Genomic DNA, 17,308 nt, shown 5'->3' with positions numbered 1-17,308 from the left:
CAACAGGGGTGGAGCAATGAGTGATCTGACCGTGGCTGCCGATATCGACAGCCGCCTGGAGGGACACCGGGTCGAGCTGACCGGTTACTGCTACCGGATGCTCGGCTCGGCCTTCGAGGCGGAGGACGCGGTCCAGGACACGCTCGTGCGCGCCTGGCGCAACTTCGACAAGTTCGAGGGCCGTTCCTCCCTGCGCTCCTGGCTCTACCGCATCGCGACGAACGTCTGCCTGGACATGCTGAACGCGGGCAACAAGCGGGCCCGGCCGGTGGATCTGACCGGCCCGTCGCCGCTGGCACAGGCCGCCCTCAACCCGCTGCCCGAGAACACCTGGCTGGAGCCGATGCCGGACGGCCGCATCCTGCCGTCCGTCACCGATCCGGCGGAGGCCGCCGTGGCCCGTGAGTCGGTGCGGCTGGCCTTCGTCGCCGCCCTCCAGCACCTGCCTCCCAAGCAGCGGGCCGTGCTCATCCTGCGTGAGGTCCTGGCCTGGAAGGCCAGCGAGGTCGCGGAACTGCTCGACACCTCGGTCGCCTCGGTCAACAGCGCCCTCCAGCGGGCGCGCGCGACGCTCACCGAGACGGAGGGGCGCGCCCCGGACACCGCGAACCCGCTCGACGAGGAGCAGCGCAAGCTCCTGGAGCGGTACGTGGCGGCCTTCGAGGGGTACGACATGGCGGCGCTGACCGCGCTGCTCCACGAGGACGCCGTGATGACCATGCCGCCGTTCGACCTCTGGCTCCAGGGGCACGACGACATCACCGGCTTCATGCTCTCCATCGGCGCCGGCTGCGCGGGTTCGCGGCTCGTGGCGACCGAGGCCAACGGGACCCCGGCGTTCGCGCACTACAAGCCGAATCCGGACGGCCCCGGGTTCGTGCCATGGGCGGTGCAGGTCATCGACATCGAGGACGGGGCGATCACCGGGATGCACTGCTTCCTGGACACGCCCCGCTGGTTCCCGCTGTTCGGACTGCCGGATCACCTCGACGCCGACCCGGCGTGAGAATCCGCCGGCCGGCCGTCGCCGTCTGGGCCCTGCTGGTGGTGGGCGGCTGGGGGGCGACGCTCTGGCTGGACGAGCCCACGGCCACCGCGGGGCCCGGAGCGGACCGGGCCCCCGACCTCACGGCCAACCCCGATCCGGGGCCGCAGCCCGAGGGCGGCCCGTGCGACCCGAGTCCGCGCACGGACCGCTCGGCCTCGCCCTGGCCCGCCTCGTCGCCTTCGTCCGTGCCCGATTTCGGTTCCGAAGCCCGCCGGACGACCGAGGAACCGCAAGTGACGGACCGCCTGTACATCTGCGCGGTGGCCCGCTGACGAGGGCCGCACCACCGGGACCCGGCCGTCACACGGTCGGGTCCCGTGCCTGACACCGGGCCGGGCCCAGCACCTCGGCCAGCCCGGTCAGGTCGAGCAGGGCCCGCAGCCCGGGCGGGACGTTGCGCAGACGCAGCTCCCGCCCCCCGGCCCGCCGCGCGACGAGCCCCAGCCGGGCCACCGCCTCGACCAGGGCCAGATCCGGATGCACGACGCCGCCCACGTCGCAGTCGACCGAGGCCCGGGGGTCGAGCCCGGCGGCCTCGGGGCCGTACAGCAGCGTCTCCAGCTCGGCACAGAGCCGTGGCACGTCGGCCCGGGTGACGCGACCGGAGACGACGAGCTCTATCGGGGTCATGGCATCCACAACAGGGAGACCGGCGCGGCGCCGGAAACTCATCGGAGTCCGGTGCGGCGGGGAGCCCTGCCGAGGATCGGCACGCCCTGTCGGCAGTGAGCGCGGAGCGCTCTCTTTCCGCCAACTCCATTCCCATGCACCACTTTTGTGAACCCCGCGGCGTCTTTCCCCCTCTTGAATCATGAACCGGTGGCATCGGCAGTCACGCAGAGGGCCCCGGACCTGCGGTTCCCAGGAACCACTTCATTCTCCAGGGGGAGAGTTGCGCAGACACGTCAAGAGCGCGTGCGTATCGACCATCGCCGCGGCAGCCGCCGTGGCGCTCGCGGCGGGGATGACCACCCCGGCCGCGGCACAGACGGACCGCGTCCCCGCGAAGGACGGCCGGCCCGTTGCCGCGCATCACCTCACTCTCGTCACCGGCGACCGCGTCCAGGTGGACGCCAAGGGCCGGGTCGTGGGCTTCGAGCCCGCGAAGGGGCGCGAGCACATACCCGTGCAGAAGCAGGTGCGCGACGGGCACACGCTCGTCGTGCCCGCCGACGCCCGCCGGCTGATCACGTCCGGCAAGCTCGACCAGCGGCTGTTCGACGTCACGGAGCTGAACCGGCCGGAGAACCGCCGGGCCCAGCACAAGGGCCTGCGCCTGATCGTCGGCTACCGGGGCGCCCAGGCCGCCGCGGCGAAGGCCGATGTGCGTGACGCGGGCGGCACGACCGTCGGCCGTACCCTGAAGTCGCTGAACGCCCAGGCGCTGACCACGCCGAAGGCCGACGCCCCGGACATCTGGCAGGCACTCACCGACCCGTCCGCGAGCGGCGACCGACGCACCACGGCGGCGGGCATCGACCGGGTCTGGCTGGACGGCGTCCGCCGGGCGAGCCTCGACAAGAGCGTGGCGCAGATCGGTGCGCCGACGGCCTGGGAGGCCGGTTACACCGGCAAGGGCGTCAAGATCGCCGTCCTGGACACCGGAGTGGACTCGACCCACGCCGACCTCAAGGAACAGGTCCTCGCGGAGAAGAACTTCTCCGACGCCGCCGACGCCGTGGACCGTTTCGGCCACGGTACGCACGTGGCGTCGATCGCCGCCGGTACGGGCGCCGCGTCGGGCGGCACGTTCAAGGGCGTGGCTCCCGACGCCAAGCTGTTGAACGGCAAGGTGCTCGACGACGACGGCTTCGGCAGCGACTCCGGCATCCTCGCAGGCATGGAGTGGGCCGCCGCGGAGGGCGCCGACATCGTCAACCTGAGCCTCGGTGGCGGGGACACCCCCGACATCGATCCTCTTGAGGCGGCGGTCAACAAGCTGTCGGCCGACCAGGGCATCCTGTTCGCCATCGCGGCGGGCAACGAGGGCGAGGGCGGGGCCTCCACCGTCGGCTCCCCGGGCAGCGCGGACGCCGCGCTGACCGTCGGAGCGGTCGACGACCAGGACCTGCTGGCGTCCTTCTCCAGCCGTGGCCCGCGTGTCGGTGACGGTGCGATCAAGCCCGATGTGACCGCACCCGGCGTGGACATCACCGCCGCCGCGGCGCCCGGCTCCGTCATCGACAAGGAGGTCGGCCAGAAGCCGCCGGGCTACCTGACCATCTCCGGCACGTCGATGGCGACGCCTCATGTGGCGGGCGCCGCCGCCCTGTTGAAGCAGCAGCACCCCGCGTGGACGTACACGGAGCTGAAGGGCGCGCTGACGAGCTCGTCGAAGCCCGGCGCGTACACCCCGTTCGAGCAGGGCTCCGGCCGGATCGCCGTCGACAAGGCGCTCGGTCAGACGATCGTCGCGGACCCGGTGTCGGTGAGCTTCGGGATGCAGCAGTGGCCGCACACCGATGACACCCCGGTCACCAAGAAGGTGACGTACCGGAACCTCGGTACGACGGACGTCACCCTCGATCTCACCGCGGCGGGGACCGACCCGACGGGCAAGCCCGCTCCGGCCGGATTCTTCACCCTGGGCGCCTCGCAGGTCACCGTCCCCGCGGGCGGCACCGCCGACGTGGCGCTGACGGCCGACACCCGGCTGGGCTCCACGGTGAACGGCACGTACTCCGCGTACGTCGTGGGCACCGGTGGCGGGCAGACCGTCCGGACGGCCGCGGCGGTCGACCGCGAGATCGAGTCGTACGAGGTGAAGGTCACCTACATCGGCCGCGACGGCAAGCCGGCCGCCTACGCCGACAGCGACCTGTTCGGCATCTCGGGCGAGGCCGACGGCGTGTGGGTCTCCCCGCTGAACACCAAGGGCACCGCCACGGTCCGGGTACCCAAGGGGACGTACGGGCTGAACGCCAATCTGTACGTGGACCCGGACGACTCCGGCAAGGGCGTCGACTGGCTCGTGCAGCCGAAGCTCGACGTGACCAAGGCGACCGCCGTCACGCTCGACGCGCGCACGGCGAAGGCGGTGAACATCACGCTGCCCGAGAAGTCGGTCACGCCCCTGCTGATGGCGCCCGACTACTCCCTCACGTCCCCGTCCAGCTCGTTCACGTTCGGCTGGTACCTGGACACGTACAAGAACTTCCGCACCGCGCACGTCGGTCCGAAGGTCACCGACGGTTCGCTCGCGCAGCACTGGCTGGGCAGCTGGTCCAAGGGTGCGTCCGCCGAGTACGACATCGCGCTCGGCGGCCCGGCCAAGCAGTTCGCCACCGGCTACGCGCGCAAGCTCACGGCCGGCCAGTTCGCCAAGGTCAAGATCGCCATGGGCTCCCCGGCTCCGAAGAAGACCGGCGAGATCACGGCCTGGGGCACCCTCCCCAGCATGACGAGCGGCACGGCCACATCGACGACGCAGAAGCTCCCCGGCACCCGCACGGTCTTCGTCTCGACCGCCGACAAGGTCCGGTGGAACTTCGACTTCGCGCAGCTCGGCGGGGCCGACGAGGACGGCTGGCCGATGTACGAGTCGTCGTACTCGCTCGGTGACCCGCGCTCGTACGCGGGCGGCAAGACGTACACGAAGACCGTCAACACGGCCGTGTTCGGGCCGCTGCTGGACGACACCTTCGGCCTCCACCGTACGGACAACGAGATCACCGGCCTCGTGCCGCTCCTCGCCGACGGCCACGGGAACGCCGGGTCGTCCGAGTTCACCTCGGTCAAGACGGTCCTGTACCGCAACGGCAAGGAGTTCGCCCGGAACAGCGACCCGCTGTACGGAGAAACGCCGTTCACGGTGCCGTCCGGTGCCGCGAACTACACGCTGAAGACCTCCGTGCGGCGCAGTGCCGCGCTCGGCGGCGCCTCCACCCGGATCGACGCGGGCTGGACCTTCCGGTCCTGGAAGACGAGCGGCGCGAAGCTCCCGGCGTCCACGGTCCGCTTCACCCCCGCCGTGGGCCTGGACAGCAGGGTGGCGGCGGGCAGTGCCGCTTCCGTGCCGGTCCAGGTGCAGGGTTCGGCCGCGGGCAAGAACCTCGCGTCGCTCAAGGTGTACGTCAGTTACAACGCCGGGAAGACCTGGAAGAAGGTCACGGTGAAGAAGGGCGCGATCTCCGTGAAGAACCCCGCGAAGGGCAAGTCGATCTCCTTCGCGGCCAAGGTCACGGACCGGAGGGGCAACCTGTCGACGGTGGCCGTCTACAACGCCTACTACGGGAAGTAGAGCCCACCGCCCCATGACAGCGGCCCGCCCGGACGATCTCCTCGTCCGGGCGGGCCGTTCGCATGCCGGGCCGCTACGCGATGCGCTCGCGTACCACCGGGGTCGGGGTGAACTCCGTGCCGGCGGGGGCGATGTCGTACGCGTCCGGCAGGGCCTTCAGCGCGTACGCGAACTTCTCCGGGGTGTCCGTGTGCAGCGTCAGCAGCGGCTGGCCCGCCGTGACGCTGTCGCCGGGCTTGGCGTGCAGCTCGACACCCGCGCCCGCCTGCACCGGGTCCTCCTTGCGGGCGCGGCCCGCGCCGAGGCGCCAGGCGGCGACACCGACGTCGTACGCGTCGAGGCGGGTCAGGACGCCGGAGGACCGCGCGGTCACCACGTGCTGCTCGCGGGCGACCGGCAGCTTCGCGTCCGGGTCGCCGCCCTGGGCGGAGATCATGCGGCGCCAGACGTCCATCGCGGAGCCGTCGGCGAGGGCCTTCTCCGGGTCGGCGTCCTTCAGGCCGGCCGCGTCCAGCATCTCCCGGGCGAGGGCGAGGGTCAGGTCGACGACGTCACGGGGGCCGCCGCCGGCCAGCACCTCGACCGACTCGCGCACCTCCATGGCGTTGCCCGCGGTCAGGCCGAGCGGGGTCGACATGTCGGTGAGCAGGGCGACGGTCCGTACGCCGCTGTCGGTGCCCAGCGCGACCATGGTGGAGGCCAGTTCACGGGCGTCCTCGATGGTCTTCATGAAAGCGCCGGAGCCGACCTTGACGTCCAGGACCAGCGCTCCGGTCCCCTCGGCGATCTTCTTCGACATGATCGAGCTGGCGATGAGCGGGATCGCCTCGACGGTGCCGGTGACGTCGCGGAGCGCGTACAGCTTCTTGTCGGCGGGGGCGAGCCCGTCACCGGCCGCGCAGATCACCGCGCCGGTGCTGTCCAGGACGCTCAGCATCTCCTCGTTGGAGAGGTGCGCGCGCCAGCCGGGGATGGACTCCAGCTTGTCGAGGGTGCCGCCGGTGTGGCCGAGCCCGCGTCCGCTGAGCTGCGGAACGGCGGCGCCGCAGGCCGCGACGAGCGGGGCCAGCGGCAGGGTGATCTTGTCGCCCACCCCGCCGGTGGAGTGCTTGTCGGTGGTGGGCCGGGAGAGCGCGGCGAAGTCCATGCGCTCGCCGGAGGCGATCATCGCGGCGGTCCAGCGGGCGATCTCGGTGCGATTCATGCCGTTCAGCAGGATCGCCATGGCCAGCGCGGACATCTGCTCGTCGGCGACCTCGCCGCGCGTGTACGCGTCGATGACCCAGTCGATCTGTTCGGGTGTCAGCTCGCCGCGGTCCCGCTTGGTGCGGATGACGGAGATGGCGTCCATGGGCGGGGAGTCCTTCCGGCCGGGTGCGTACGCAGGAGTCCGATTGACTCTACGCGCATAGAGGGTTGAGCGAGCGCCGGGCGGACCCGAAACGGGCCCGCCCGGTGCTGAAGAAGTCGGTCCCCCGAGGGGGACGCAGGGGGGCGCTAGGCCAGGTGCTGGGGGCCGAACGCCTGCGGCAGCATCTCGTCCAGCGTACGGAAACCGTCCGGGGTCTCCAGAACGAGTTCCGGCCCCCCGAACTCGTACAGCAACTGCCTGCACCTGCCGCACGGGACCAGGACGGCGCCCGCCCCGTCCACGCAGGTGAAGTGGGTCAGCCGGCCGCCGCCGGTGGCGTGCAACTGGGAGACCAGGCCGCATTCGGCACACAGACCGATGCCGTACGAGGCGTTCTCGACGTTGCAGCCGACGATCGTACGGCCGTCGTCGACGCGCGCCGCGACGCCGACCGGGTAGCCCGAGTACGGCGCGTACGCACGGGACATGGCGTCCCGAGCGGCCGCACGCAGGGCGTCCCAGTCGACGTCGGCGGCGGCCGTCACTTGCCTTCGCCCTTCCGGTAGGGCATGCCGTCCGCCTTGGGCATCCGCAAGCGCTGCGAGGACAGGGCGAGCACCAGCAACGTCGTGACGTACGGGGCGGCGTCGACGAACTGGCTCGGCACCTGGTCGGTCGTCGCGTACCAGGTGAAGAGCGCCGCCGAGATCACCGCCGAGATCGCCGCGGACACGTACTTCTTCCGGTACAGCTGCCAGAACACGGCGATCACCAGCAGGATCGCCAGGAGCAGCAGCATCGCGTGCACGTTCTCGGCGCCGCCACGCAGCTTGAGACTGTCGGTGAAGCCGAAGAGGCCGGCACCGAGCGCCATGCCACCGGGCATCCAGTTACCGAAGATCATCGCGGCGAGACCGATGTAACCACGGCCTCCGGTCTGACCCTCCTGGTAGATGCCGGTGGCGACGATGGCGAGGAAGGCGCCGCCGAGTCCGGCAAGACCGCCGGAGATGGTGACGGCGATGTACTTGTACTTGTAGACGTTGACGCCGAGCGTCTCGGCGGCGATCGGGTTCTCGCCGCAGGAGCGCAGCCGCAGACCGAACGCCGTACGCCACAGCACCCACCAGGTGACCGGGATCAGCAGCAGCGCGAGCAGGGTCAGCAGGGACAGGCCGGTGACGAGGCCACCGATGATGCCGGCGAGGTCGGAGACGAAGAACCAGTGTTTCTGCTGGAGATCGATCATCCACTCCGACAGCCCCGGCACGGTGATCTTGTCGATCGCCTCGATGCGGGGGGACTGCTTGGAGGAACCTCCCTCGACGTCGGCGAAGGCGTAGTTGGAGAGGTAGCGGGTGATGCCGACGGCGAGGATGTTGATGGCCACACCGGAGACGATGTGGTTCACCCCGAAGGTGACGGTGATGACCGCGTGCAGGAGGCCGCCGAGCGCGCCGCCGAGGATGCCCAGCAGGACACCGACCCACGGGCCCCACTGGTAGCCGGCCCAGGCGCCGAACCAGGTGCCGAGGATCAGCATGCCTTCGAGGCCGATGTTGACCACGCCCGAGCGCTCGGCCCACAGACCGCCGAGTCCGGCGAGGCCGATCGGGACGGCCAGTTCGAGGGCGCCCGAGACCTGGCCGACGGAGGTCACGTCGTCGGCGCCGCTGATCAGGCGGACCAGCGAGACCAGGGCCAGACCGGCCGCGACGATCAGGAGGATGACGGGCAGGGTGAGCTTGCGGCGGACGCCGCCCTTCTTGGGGGCGACGCTTGCGGCGGAGACTTTGCTGGCGCTCACAGTGCGGCCTCCTTCTCGGTCTTGAGGGCATTCCCGGCGGCGAGTTCCTCGCCGACCTTCTGCTGCTGGCGGCGGATCCCGTAACGGCGGACGAGTTCGTAGCTGACGACGACCGAGATCACGATCAGGCCCTGCATGATCGTGGCGATCTCCTTCTCGTACCCGTACTGGTCGAGGGAGGCCGACGACTTGTCCAGGAAGGCGATCAGCAGGGCGCTGAACGCGATGCCGAGCGGGTTGTTCCGGCCCAGCAGCGCGATGGTGATACCGGTGAAGCCGATGCCGGTCGGGAAGTCGAGGCTGTACGTGTGCGTGTCGCCGAGCAGCGTGGGCATTCCGGCGAGGCCGGCGACCGCTCCCGAGATCAGCATCGAGGTCATGATCATCTTCTTGGCGTCCACGCCGGACGCCTGGGCAGCGCTCTCGCTGGCGCCCGTGGCGCGCAGGTCGAAGCCGAAGCGGGTGCGGTTCAGGACGAACCAGTAGACGACGCCGCAGCCCGCGGCGACGAACGTGAACCCGTAGATCTCACCGGCTTCGGCGCCCATGGACAGGCCGGGGAACCAACCGGATTCCGGGATCTCGCCCGTGGTGAGGTTGTTGGAGCCGGGCGGCTGCTCGCCGAAGTTCTTCGGCAGGATCAGCCAGGCGACCAGCGCGGTGGCGATGGAGTTGAGCATGATCGTCGAGACGACCTCGCTCACCCCCCGCGTGGTCTTCAGGAAGCCGGCGATGCCCGCCCAGAAGGCTCCGACCAGCATCGCGACGATCACGATCAGGGCGATCTGGAGCGGGCCGGGAAGGTCGACGCTCGCGCCGACCAGCGCGGCCATCATCGCCGCGAGGCGGTACTGCCCGTCGACACCGATGTTGAAGAGGTTCATCCGGAAGCCGACGGCGACCGCGAGTGCGGCGAGGTAGTACGTACCGGCCTGGTTGATGATCAGCACCTGTACGTCGGCGTACGACGCCGAGTCGAACATCAGCCGGTACGGCTCGAAGGGGTTCTTGCCCGAGGCGAGCAGCACCAAGGTGGTGAGCGCGAAGGCGACAACCAGGGCGAGAGCCGGGCCTGCGAAGCCCAGGATCAGCCGGTCCTTGTCGAATTTCTTCATCAGACCTCGTCCTCCGGTGCTGCCTCAAGATGCCCGGTAGCGGCGCCGGTCATGGCCGAGCCCAGTTCCTCCGGGGTGATGGTGGCGGGATCCGCGTCGGCGACCAGGCGGCCGCGGTACATGACGCGCAGGGTGTCGGAGAGCCCGATCAGCTCGTCCAGGTCCGCCGAAATCAGCAGAACGGCCAGCCCTTCGCGGCGCGCCTGGCGGATCTGGTCCCAGATCTGCGCCTGTGCGCCCACGTCCACGCCCCGGGTGGGGTGCGCGGCGATGAGCAGCTTCGGGTTGTGGCTCATCTCCCGGCCGACGATCAGCTTCTGCTGGTTGCCGCCGGAGAGCGAGCCCACCGTGACGTCGATGCCGGGGGTGCGCACGTCGTACTCGCGCACGATCCGCTCGGTGTCGGCACGCGCAGCCTTCAGGTCCAACAGCCAGCCGCGGCTGTTGGGCTTCTCCGTGACATGGCCGAGAATCCGGTTCTCCCACAGCGAGGAGTCCAGGAGGACGCCGTGCCGGTGCCGGTCCTCGGGGATGTAACCGATACCGCCCTCCCGCCGCTTGCGCGTGGGGGCGTGAGAGATGTCGTCGGTGTCGAGGGTGATCACCCCGGTGTCGGGGTCCCGCATCCCGATCAGCGTCTCGATCAGCTCGGTCTGGCCATTGCCCTCGACACCCGCGATGCCGAGGACCTCGCCCTTGTGGATGGTGAATCCGACACCGGCGAGCACGTCACGCACGGTGCCGTCCGGGTCCGTCACGGTGAGCGCGAGGTCCTCGACCCGGAGCATCGGCGTGTCGGTCACCGTGGACTCACGGGTCTCGGGCGAGGGAAGCTCGCTGCCGACCATGAGTTCGGCGAGCTGCTTGGTGGTCGTGTTGGCCGGGTCGGCGGTGCCCACCGTCGTCCCACGGCGGATCACGGTGATGTCGTCGGCGACCGACAGGACCTCACCGAGCTTGTGCGAGATGAAGATGACGGTCAGGCCCTCCGCCTTGAGCTCGCGCAGGTTGTCGAAGAGCGCTTCGACCTCCTGCGGCACGAGCACGGCGGTCGGCTCGTCCAGGATGAGGATGCGCGCCCCTCGGTACAGGACCTTGAGGATCTCCACGCGCTGACGGTCGGCGACGCCGAGGTCCTCGACAAGGGCGTCCGGCCTGACCCCCAGACCGTAGGCGTCGGAGATTTCCATGATCTTCTTGCGGGCGGCGGCACCGATGCCGTGCAACTTCTCGCCGCCGAGAACGACGTTCTCCAGGACGGTGAGGTAGTCGGCGAGCATGAAGTGCTGGTGCACCATGCCGATGCCGCGGTCGATGGCGTCACCCGGGTTGCCGAACGAGACCTGCTCGCCGTCCACCGCGATGGTGCCCTCGTCCGGCTTCTGCATGCCGTAGAGGATCTTCATCAGGGTGGACTTGCCGGCACCGTTCTCACCGACCAGGGCGTGCACGGTGCCCTTGCCGATGGTGATGTCGATGTTGTGGTTGGCGACGACGCCGGGGAAGCGCTTGGTGATGCCGTGCAGTTCTACGGCAGGGGGGCTGCTGGACGCGTTGATGACGCACTCTCCTTGGCCGGACAGGAGCGGGGGCGGAGGGGCAAGGGCGGGGGTGAAGTTATCGCGCCGGAGGGCTGTCTACACGCGTAGCGCTGCCGAATCGTGAAACACAGGTGCACGGCACGGTCCAAACGCCATGATCTTGGACCGTACGGAGAGGCACTGCGACGGGCGGATCTTCTGTCCCGGGGACACTGCGTGGGCCCGGAGCGGCGGCATCGCGCTCGCTCCGGGCCCACGGGAAACCAGCCGGACGGCGGGAGCCGTTACGGGGTGGTCTTGACGGTGATCTTGCCGTCGATGATTTCCTGCTTCGCCGTGTCGACGGCGGCGATGACATCGGTCATCTTGGTGAAGGCCGGGTTGGACATCGCCAGGCCGACGCCGTCCTTGTCCAGGCCGTAGCGGATCTCACCGTTCTGCGGGTCGCCGTCCTGGACCGACTTGATCAGGTTGAAGACCGAGTCCTCGACATCCTTGGTGACCGAGGTCAGGATGCTGGCCTTGTAGGCGGCGAGGCCCTTCTGGTTGTACTGGTCGGAGTCGACGCCGATGTTCCACTTGCCGGCCTTGGAGACGGCCTCGATGGAACCGGAACCGGCCAGACCGGCAGCGGCGTAGACGACGTCCGCACCCTTGTCGAGCTGGCCCTGGGCGGCGGCCTTGCCGAGGTCGGGCTTGGAGAAGCCGTCGAAGTTCGGCGGCTGGGTCAGGTACTGCGAGAGGACCTTCACCGACGAGTCGGTGTCCTTGACGCCCTGCTCGTAACCGGCCTGGAACTTCTTGATCAGCGGCGTCTCGACGCCACCGATGAAGCCGACGGTCTTCGTCTTGGTGACCTTGGCGGCGGCGACACCGGCGAGGTAGGAGCCCTGCTCCTCATTGAAGACGATGTTGGCGATGTTCGGGCCGGTCACCGAGGCGTCGTCGATGATGCCGAAGGTGATCTTCGGGAACTTCGGCGCGACCTTCTTGATGGCGGGCGCGTAGGCGAAGCCGACACCGATCACCGGGTTGTTGCCGGCACGGGCCAGCTCGGTGAGGCGCTGGACCTTGTCGGCATCCGACTCGCCGTCGGAGGGCTCCGCCTCGGTGCCCTGGACACCGAGTTCCTTCTCGGCCTTGGCGAGGCCCGCGTAGGCCGCGTCGTTGAACGACTGGTCGCCGCGGCCACCGATGTCGTACGCGATCGCGGTCTTCTTGTCGTTGGAGTCCGAGCTGGAGCTCGAGCTCGACGAGCTGTCTCCACAAGACGTAATGCTCAGGGCAAGCGCCGCGGACGCGAGGCCCACGGTGGCAATCCTGGTGATCCGGCGCAAGGGAAGGCTCCTTCAAACCTGACCGAAGCGCCTCTTCCGGCGCTGGTTTCGCCGCGATCGTAACGCGCGTAGATGTCAGATAAGGACCTGTACGGAAGCCGTTATCGGATCGTCGCGAACAGGAGGTGACCTGTCCGGTTACGTGCGGTTGCCGTCGAGCAACGCGGCAGCCGTGAAGAGCTCCACTCCGACCGTGATCGCTTCCTCGTCCGCATCGAAGTTCCCCCGGTGCAGGTCGAGGCCGCGCGTGTCGCCGGGCGTACGGACTCCGAGCCGTGCCATCGCGCCCGGCACATGCTCCAGATACCAGGAGAAGTCCTCGCCGCCGAGGCTCTGTTCGGTGTCCTCGATCGCATACGAACCACGCCGTTCCGTCATTGCCGCGCCCAGCAGATCGATCGCCGCCGCGTCGTTCACGACGGGCGGCACGCCCCGTACGTACTCGATCACGGACTTCGCCCCGTGCATTCCGGCCACCTCGTCGATCGCCGCGTGCACCAGGTCCGGCGCCGCCCGCCAGGCCGCCAGATCCAGGCAGCGAACCGTTCCGGACATCTCGGCGTGTTGCGGGATCACGTTGCAGGCGTGCCCGGTCTCCAGCCGTCCCCAGGTGACGGCGAGCCCGGAGCGCGCGTCCACCCGCCGGGCGAGCAGCGCGGGCACCTCGGTGGCCACCTTGGCGGCGGCGGTGACCAGATCGGTGGTCAGGTGCGGCCGGGCGGTGTGCCCGCCGGGCCCGTCGAGGGACACCTCCAGCCGGTCGCAGGCGGAGGTGATCGCCCCGGCCCGGAGCCCGATCCGCCCGACGTCGACCCGCGGATCGCAGTGCACCCCGATGATCCGCCCGACGCCTTCCAGCACCCCGGCCCCGATCGCGTCGGTCGCACCCCCGGGCAGGACCTCCTCGGCGGGCTGGAAGATCAGCCGGACGGCGTTCGGCAGTAGCCCCTGCCGGTCGAGCTCGGCCAGCACGAGGCCGGCGCCGAGGACGGTGGCGGTGTGGATGTCGTGCCCACAGGCGTGCGCCCGGTCGGGCACGGTGGACCGGTAGGACACACCCGCCTTCGTGTCCGGGATGGGCAGCGCGTCGATGTCCGCGCGCAGCGCCAGCATGGGCCGTACGCCGTCCCACGTACCGACGTCGCACATCACCCCGGTCCCGGTGGACAGCACCTGCGGCGCGAGGCCGGCCGCCTCCAGCCGGGCCTTGATGGCGGCGGTCGTACGGAACTCCTGATTGCCGAGCTCCGGGTGCATGTGCAGATCACGCCGGAACGCGATCAGCTCCAGCCGGAGCTCGTCGGACAGGCCACCGGGCAGGGCGCCGGACTGGGCCGCTCCCCCGGGCAGCTCGGCATCGGAGTGGGACGCGCGGGACTTCAACTGGTTCACCTGTTGAAGGGTAGAGCCCTTGCCCCCTCAACTGACCACAGATCAACAAAACTTCAGCCGCATAGAGGAACAAAAGATGGCTCGACGGCGTGTGGTGTGAGATGGGGGTGGGTAAACTCTTGCGTCGCTTTGCGCGGCTTGTTCAGCACCGGATGCTCAGGTGGTGCGGCGCAACCGGTGCCGGACCGCAGGCCGGGCCATCGTCTCTCAGATCTCCCCCACCGCCGTGGACGTGACCCGCCACGGCGCCAGGCGCTGTACGTCGCGGGCCGTCTCCGTGACGCCGCTCAGGAAGCCCTGGGCCCGGGGTGAGGCCGATTCGCGGAGCCATTCCGGGGCGATGTCGCAGACCGCGACCTTCACTCCGGTGCCCGCGAGGGCCAGCGGGAGGGTGTGGACCACCGTGGACGGGAAGCTCAGGACCGTGTGGCCGATCGGGCCGCGGCGGGCGATGAGTTCCAGGGGGAGGTCCGGGCGGACGATCTCCAGGCCGGTGGCGGCTTCCAGGGCGTGGAGCTTCTCCGCGGACTCGCGGCGGTGCGCGAAGTAGCGGGTGGCGTTGTGGGTGCGGGCCAGGGAGAAGACCGCCTCCTGGTACGGGACCGGGTCGACCACGCCCGTCTCGACCAGGGAGGTGCCGACCAGGTCGGCGCCCCTCGTGATCAGGGGCGGGCCGAAGCGGGTGCGGGTCCAGGCGAACTCGTTCGCGGTGACCACGATGCCGGGCGGAGCCTCGACCGGCATCGCGGTGAACACCTCGACGGTGTGGTTCGCCGTGGGGGTGAAGCGGCGCCGTGCGGCGGCCGTGACCGGGGCCAGGACCAGTTCGCGCGGGCCCTTGCTGCCGCCCCGGCGGTGCCAGCGCACGAGGCGTTCGCCCCGGGCCAGCTGGGCCACGAACTCCATGGTGGCCGTGCCGTCGTCGACCACCGTGAGGCGCCGGGCGCGGACCATCGTGAGGAGCAGCTGTACGTAGCGGGAGAACGGGTCGCCGATGACGATGTGCTCCGCCCGGCGGACGAGGCCCGCCAGGGCGCGGAGCGTCTTCAGAGGCGCGCCGGCGTCGCCGCGCGCCTCCTGCCAGCGGACGGTGATGCCCTCGTCGCGGGCCAGCTCTGCCATCCGGCGCAGCTGACCGCGCGACATCGGGTCGACCGGGGGGAGGACGACGACCGTGGTGGCGGTCGCGTCGGGTCCTCCCCTTGCGTGGGTCCACTCCAGGACGTTCAGGAGCTGGACCGGGCTCTCGACGAAGGCGAGGTTCACCGGTCGGCGCTCAGACCGCGACCGGCTCGGGGGACGCGTCGCTCTCGGCGACGACGCCCGTGACCCGGCGGAGCTTCTTCATCGGGCCGAGCTCCGACTCGTACACCTTCTTGACGCCGTCACCGAGGGACGCCTCGATGGTGCGGATGTCGCGGACCAGGCGGGTCAGGCCCTGCGGCTCGACGGAGGCGGCCTGGTCGGAGCCCCACATGGCGCGGTCGAGGGTGATGTGGCGCTCGACGAACGCGGCGCCGAGCGCGACGGCGGCCAGCGTGGTCTGGAGGCCGGTCTCGTGGCCGCTGTAGCCGATCGGGACGTTCGGGTACTCCTGCTGAAGGGTGTTGATGACGCGGAGGTTGAGCTCCTCGGCCTTCGCGGGGTACGTCGACGTGGCGTGGCAGAGCAGGATGTTGTCCGAGCCCAGGACCTCCACCGCGTGGCGGATCTGGCGCGGGGTCGACATGCCGGTGGAGAGGATGATCGTGCGGCCGGTCGCGCGCAGCGCGCGCAGCAGCTCGTCGTCGGTGAGGGAGGCGGAGGCCACCTTGTGCGCCGGGACGTCGAACTTCTCCAGGAAGGCGACGGCCTCGGTGTCCCACGGGGAGGCGAACCAGTCGATGCCGCGCTTGGCGCAGTGGTCGGAGATCGTGCGGTACTCGTCCTCGCCGAACTCGACGCGGTGACGGTAGTCGATGTAGGTCATCCGGCCCCAGGGGGTGTCGCGCTCGATGTCCCACTGGTCGCGCGGGGTGCAGATCTCAGGGGTGCGCTTCTGGAACTTGACGGCGTCGCAGCCGGCTTCGGCGGCCACGTCGATCAGCGCGAGGGCGTTGTCGAGGTCACCGTTGTGGTTGATACCGATCTCACCGGTGACGTAGACGGGGCGGCCGGGGCCCGCGGTGCGGGTGCCGAGCGTGCGCAGACGGGAGGTGTTGCTCATGGTGGTGCGTTCCTTACTTGGTGGGGGTCGAGACAGGGGTGGTGGTGAGAGTGGGACCCAGGAGCCAGGCCGCGATCTCGCGGATGGCGCCGAAGCCGCCGGGGGTGGTCGTGACGGCGCGCGCCGCGGCGCGTACCGAGTCGTGGGCGCTCGCGACGGCGACGGGCCAGCCCGCGAGGCCGAAGCAGGGCAGGTCGTTGACGTCGTTGCCGACGTAGAGGACGCGCTCGGGGGCGATGGACTGCTCCTCGCACCACTGCTTGAGCGCCTCGTCCTTGCGGTCGATGCCGTGGAGGACGGGGACCTTGAGCTTGCGGGCGCGGGCGGCGACGACCGGGTTCTGCTCCGTGGAGAGGATCAGCAGCGGAAGGCCGGCCTTGCGAAGGGCCGCGATGCCGAGGCCGTCGCCCCGGTGGACGGCGACCGTCTCGCGTCCGTCGGAGTCGACGAAGACGCGGTCGTCGGTCTGCGTGCCGTCGAAGTCGAGGACGACGGCGTCGATGTCCTCGCGGGTGGGCAGCGGTGAGGGGTCCAGGAGCGGCGCGAGGGCGCGGGCGCGGGCCAGGTCGTGCGGGTCGTCGATCTCCAGCACCCGGGCCGGGTCGGTCGCCACCAGCGCGGTGTGGCCGAAGAAGCGGTGGCGGTGGGTACGGAATCCCGGCACGGCCATGGCGTACGCGGCGCCCGTCTCCAGCAGGTCCTGCGGGCGGTCCTGGCGGCGGGGGCGTACGGCCTTGTCGTGGTTGACGCCGTAGCTGCCGTCCTCCACCGCGTGCCCGTCGCGCCAGACGAAGCCGTGGAAGGGGGCGACGGTGACGGCCGTGTCGGCGCCCTCGTGGGCGACCGCGGCGGCGACGCCGTCGATGTCCTCGCGGGTCACGAAGGGGCTGGTGCACTGCACCAGGAGCACGACGTCCGCCGTCCGGCCGGGCAGTTCCTCGTAGGTGTCGAGGGCGTGCAGGACCGCGGCCTCACTGGTCGCGGTGTCCCCCGCGATGGCCTCGGGGCGCCGGACGCAGTGCAGCCGGGCGGCTTCGCCGAGCGCGGCGGCCGCTTCCGTGGCCGCTTCCGCGATGGCCGGGTCGTCGGTCGTGACGACGACGTCCGTGACCTCGGCCGAGCCGAGGCAGGCGCGTACGGCACGGGCGACCAGGGGGATGCCGCCGACCTGGGCGAGGTTCTTGGCGGGGACGCCCTTGGACCCGCCGCGGGCGGGGATCACTGCGAGCACGGTCGGGGTCGGCGTCATGGAGGCTCCTGAAGTGGTGGTC

The 17,308-nt window shown here is 70.3% G+C and carries 14 protein-coding genes; 3 read left to right on the top strand and 11 right to left on the bottom strand.

Going from position 1 to position 17,308, the window contains the following annotated elements:
• Positions 1-16: 16 nt before the first annotated feature.
• A complete protein-coding gene (locus tag OG230_RS22240) occupies positions 17-1,006 on the top strand; it encodes a sigma-70 family RNA polymerase sigma factor (protein ID WP_328905463.1) in 990 nt (329 codons plus the stop codon).
• The gene (locus tag OG230_RS22235) at positions 1,003-1,320 is read left to right on the top strand and encodes a hypothetical protein (protein ID WP_328905462.1); all 318 of its coding nucleotides are present in this window, start codon (positions 1,003-1,005) and stop codon (positions 1,318-1,320) included. Before OG230_RS22240 ends, OG230_RS22235 begins: the two co-directional genes overlap by 4 nt.
• A gap of 28 nt (positions 1,321-1,348) precedes the next feature.
• Here the strand turns inward: OG230_RS22235 and OG230_RS22230 are convergent, their stop codons facing one another.
• Complete coding sequence (locus OG230_RS22230; protein ID WP_328905461.1) at positions 1,349-1,678, bottom strand: STAS domain-containing protein; 330 nt, start codon at positions 1,676-1,678, stop codon at positions 1,349-1,351.
• A 262-nt stretch (positions 1,679-1,940) separates the two neighbouring features.
• On the opposite strand from OG230_RS22230, the gene OG230_RS22225 reads away from it, so the two are divergent.
• Positions 1,941-5,288 carry a S8 family peptidase gene (locus OG230_RS22225; RefSeq protein WP_328905460.1) on the top strand — a complete coding sequence of 1,116 codons (3,348 nt, stop codon included), beginning with the start codon at positions 1,941-1,943 and terminating at the stop codon, positions 5,286-5,288.
• 73 nt (positions 5,289-5,361) lie between these two features.
• Here the strand turns inward: OG230_RS22225 and OG230_RS22220 are convergent, their stop codons facing one another.
• The 10 genes from OG230_RS22220 to OG230_RS22175 form a co-directional block, all read right to left on the bottom strand.
• Positions 5,362-6,639: a thymidine phosphorylase gene (locus OG230_RS22220; protein WP_328905459.1), complete on the bottom strand. Its 1,278-nt coding sequence runs from the start codon at positions 6,637-6,639 to the stop codon at positions 5,362-5,364.
• A gap of 146 nt (positions 6,640-6,785) precedes the next feature.
• Positions 6,786-7,184, bottom strand: coding sequence for a cytidine deaminase (locus tag OG230_RS22215; protein ID WP_328905458.1), 399 nt, complete (start codon positions 7,182-7,184; stop codon positions 6,786-6,788).
• Positions 7,181-8,446 (bottom strand): ABC transporter permease, encoded by a 1,266-nt coding sequence (locus OG230_RS22210; RefSeq protein ID WP_328905457.1) that lies wholly within the window; start codon positions 8,444-8,446, stop codon positions 7,181-7,183. Before OG230_RS22210 ends, OG230_RS22215 begins: the two co-directional genes overlap by 4 nt.
• Entirely contained in the window at positions 8,443-9,561 is a 1,119-nt protein-coding gene (locus OG230_RS22205; protein WP_328905456.1) for an ABC transporter permease, read from the bottom strand. Before OG230_RS22205 ends, OG230_RS22210 begins: the two co-directional genes overlap by 4 nt.
• Positions 9,561-11,144 (bottom strand): ABC transporter ATP-binding protein, encoded by a 1,584-nt coding sequence (locus tag OG230_RS22200; RefSeq protein ID WP_328911493.1) that lies wholly within the window; start codon positions 11,142-11,144, stop codon positions 9,561-9,563. Before OG230_RS22200 ends, OG230_RS22205 begins: the two co-directional genes overlap by 1 nt.
• A 242-nt stretch (positions 11,145-11,386) precedes the next feature.
• A complete protein-coding gene (locus OG230_RS22195; RefSeq protein WP_328905455.1) occupies positions 11,387-12,439 on the bottom strand; it encodes a BMP family lipoprotein in 1,053 nt (350 codons plus the stop codon).
• Positions 12,440-12,577: 138 nt separating this feature from the next.
• Positions 12,578-13,822, bottom strand: a complete 1,245-nt coding sequence (locus OG230_RS22190) for an amidohydrolase (RefSeq protein WP_328911492.1) — start codon at positions 13,820-13,822, stop codon at positions 12,578-12,580.
• Between the two features lie 216 nt (positions 13,823-14,038).
• On the bottom strand, positions 14,039-15,097 hold the full coding sequence (locus OG230_RS22185; RefSeq protein WP_328905454.1) for a hypothetical protein: 1,059 nt from the start codon (positions 15,095-15,097) through the stop codon (positions 14,039-14,041).
• Positions 15,098-15,107: 10 nt separating this feature from the next.
• Entirely contained in the window at positions 15,108-16,037 is a 930-nt protein-coding gene (locus OG230_RS22180) for an N-acetylneuraminate synthase family protein (protein ID WP_328905453.1), read from the bottom strand.
• A gap of 13 nt (positions 16,038-16,050) precedes the next feature.
• Positions 16,051-17,286, bottom strand: coding sequence for an N-acylneuraminate cytidylyltransferase (locus tag OG230_RS22175; protein ID WP_328905452.1), 1,236 nt, complete (start codon positions 17,284-17,286; stop codon positions 16,051-16,053).
• Positions 17,287-17,308: the final 22 nt, after the last annotated feature.

Origin of the sequence: Streptomyces sp. NBC_00234 (assembly GCF_036195325.1) — a bacterium.
Taxonomy (GTDB): Bacteria; Actinomycetota; Actinomycetes; order Streptomycetales; family Streptomycetaceae; genus Streptomyces.
Note: the sequence above shows the minus strand (reverse complement) of the source record. Positions and strands in the feature narration are given on the sequence as shown.

Bases quoted from the DNA above. Each gene is read 5' to 3' on its own strand.
- OG230_RS22240 (WP_328905463.1), top strand. From the start codon at position 17: ATGAGTGATCTGACCGTGGCTGCCGATATCGACAGCCGCCTGGAGGGA.
- OG230_RS22230 (WP_328905461.1), bottom strand. From the start codon at position 1,678: ATGACCCCGATAGAGCTCGTCGTCTCCGGTCGCGTCACCCGGGCCGAC.
- OG230_RS22220 (WP_328905459.1), bottom strand. From the start codon at position 6,639: ATGGACGCCATCTCCGTCATCCGCACCAAGCGGGACCGCGGCGAGCTG.
- OG230_RS22205 (WP_328905456.1), bottom strand. From the start codon at position 9,561: ATGAAGAAATTCGACAAGGACCGGCTGATCCTGGGCTTCGCAGGCCCG.
- OG230_RS22180 (WP_328905453.1), bottom strand. From the start codon at position 16,037: ATGAGCAACACCTCCCGTCTGCGCACGCTCGGCACCCGCACCGCGGGC.
- OG230_RS22175 (WP_328905452.1), bottom strand. From the start codon at position 17,286: ATGACGCCGACCCCGACCGTGCTCGCAGTGATCCCCGCCCGCGGCGGG.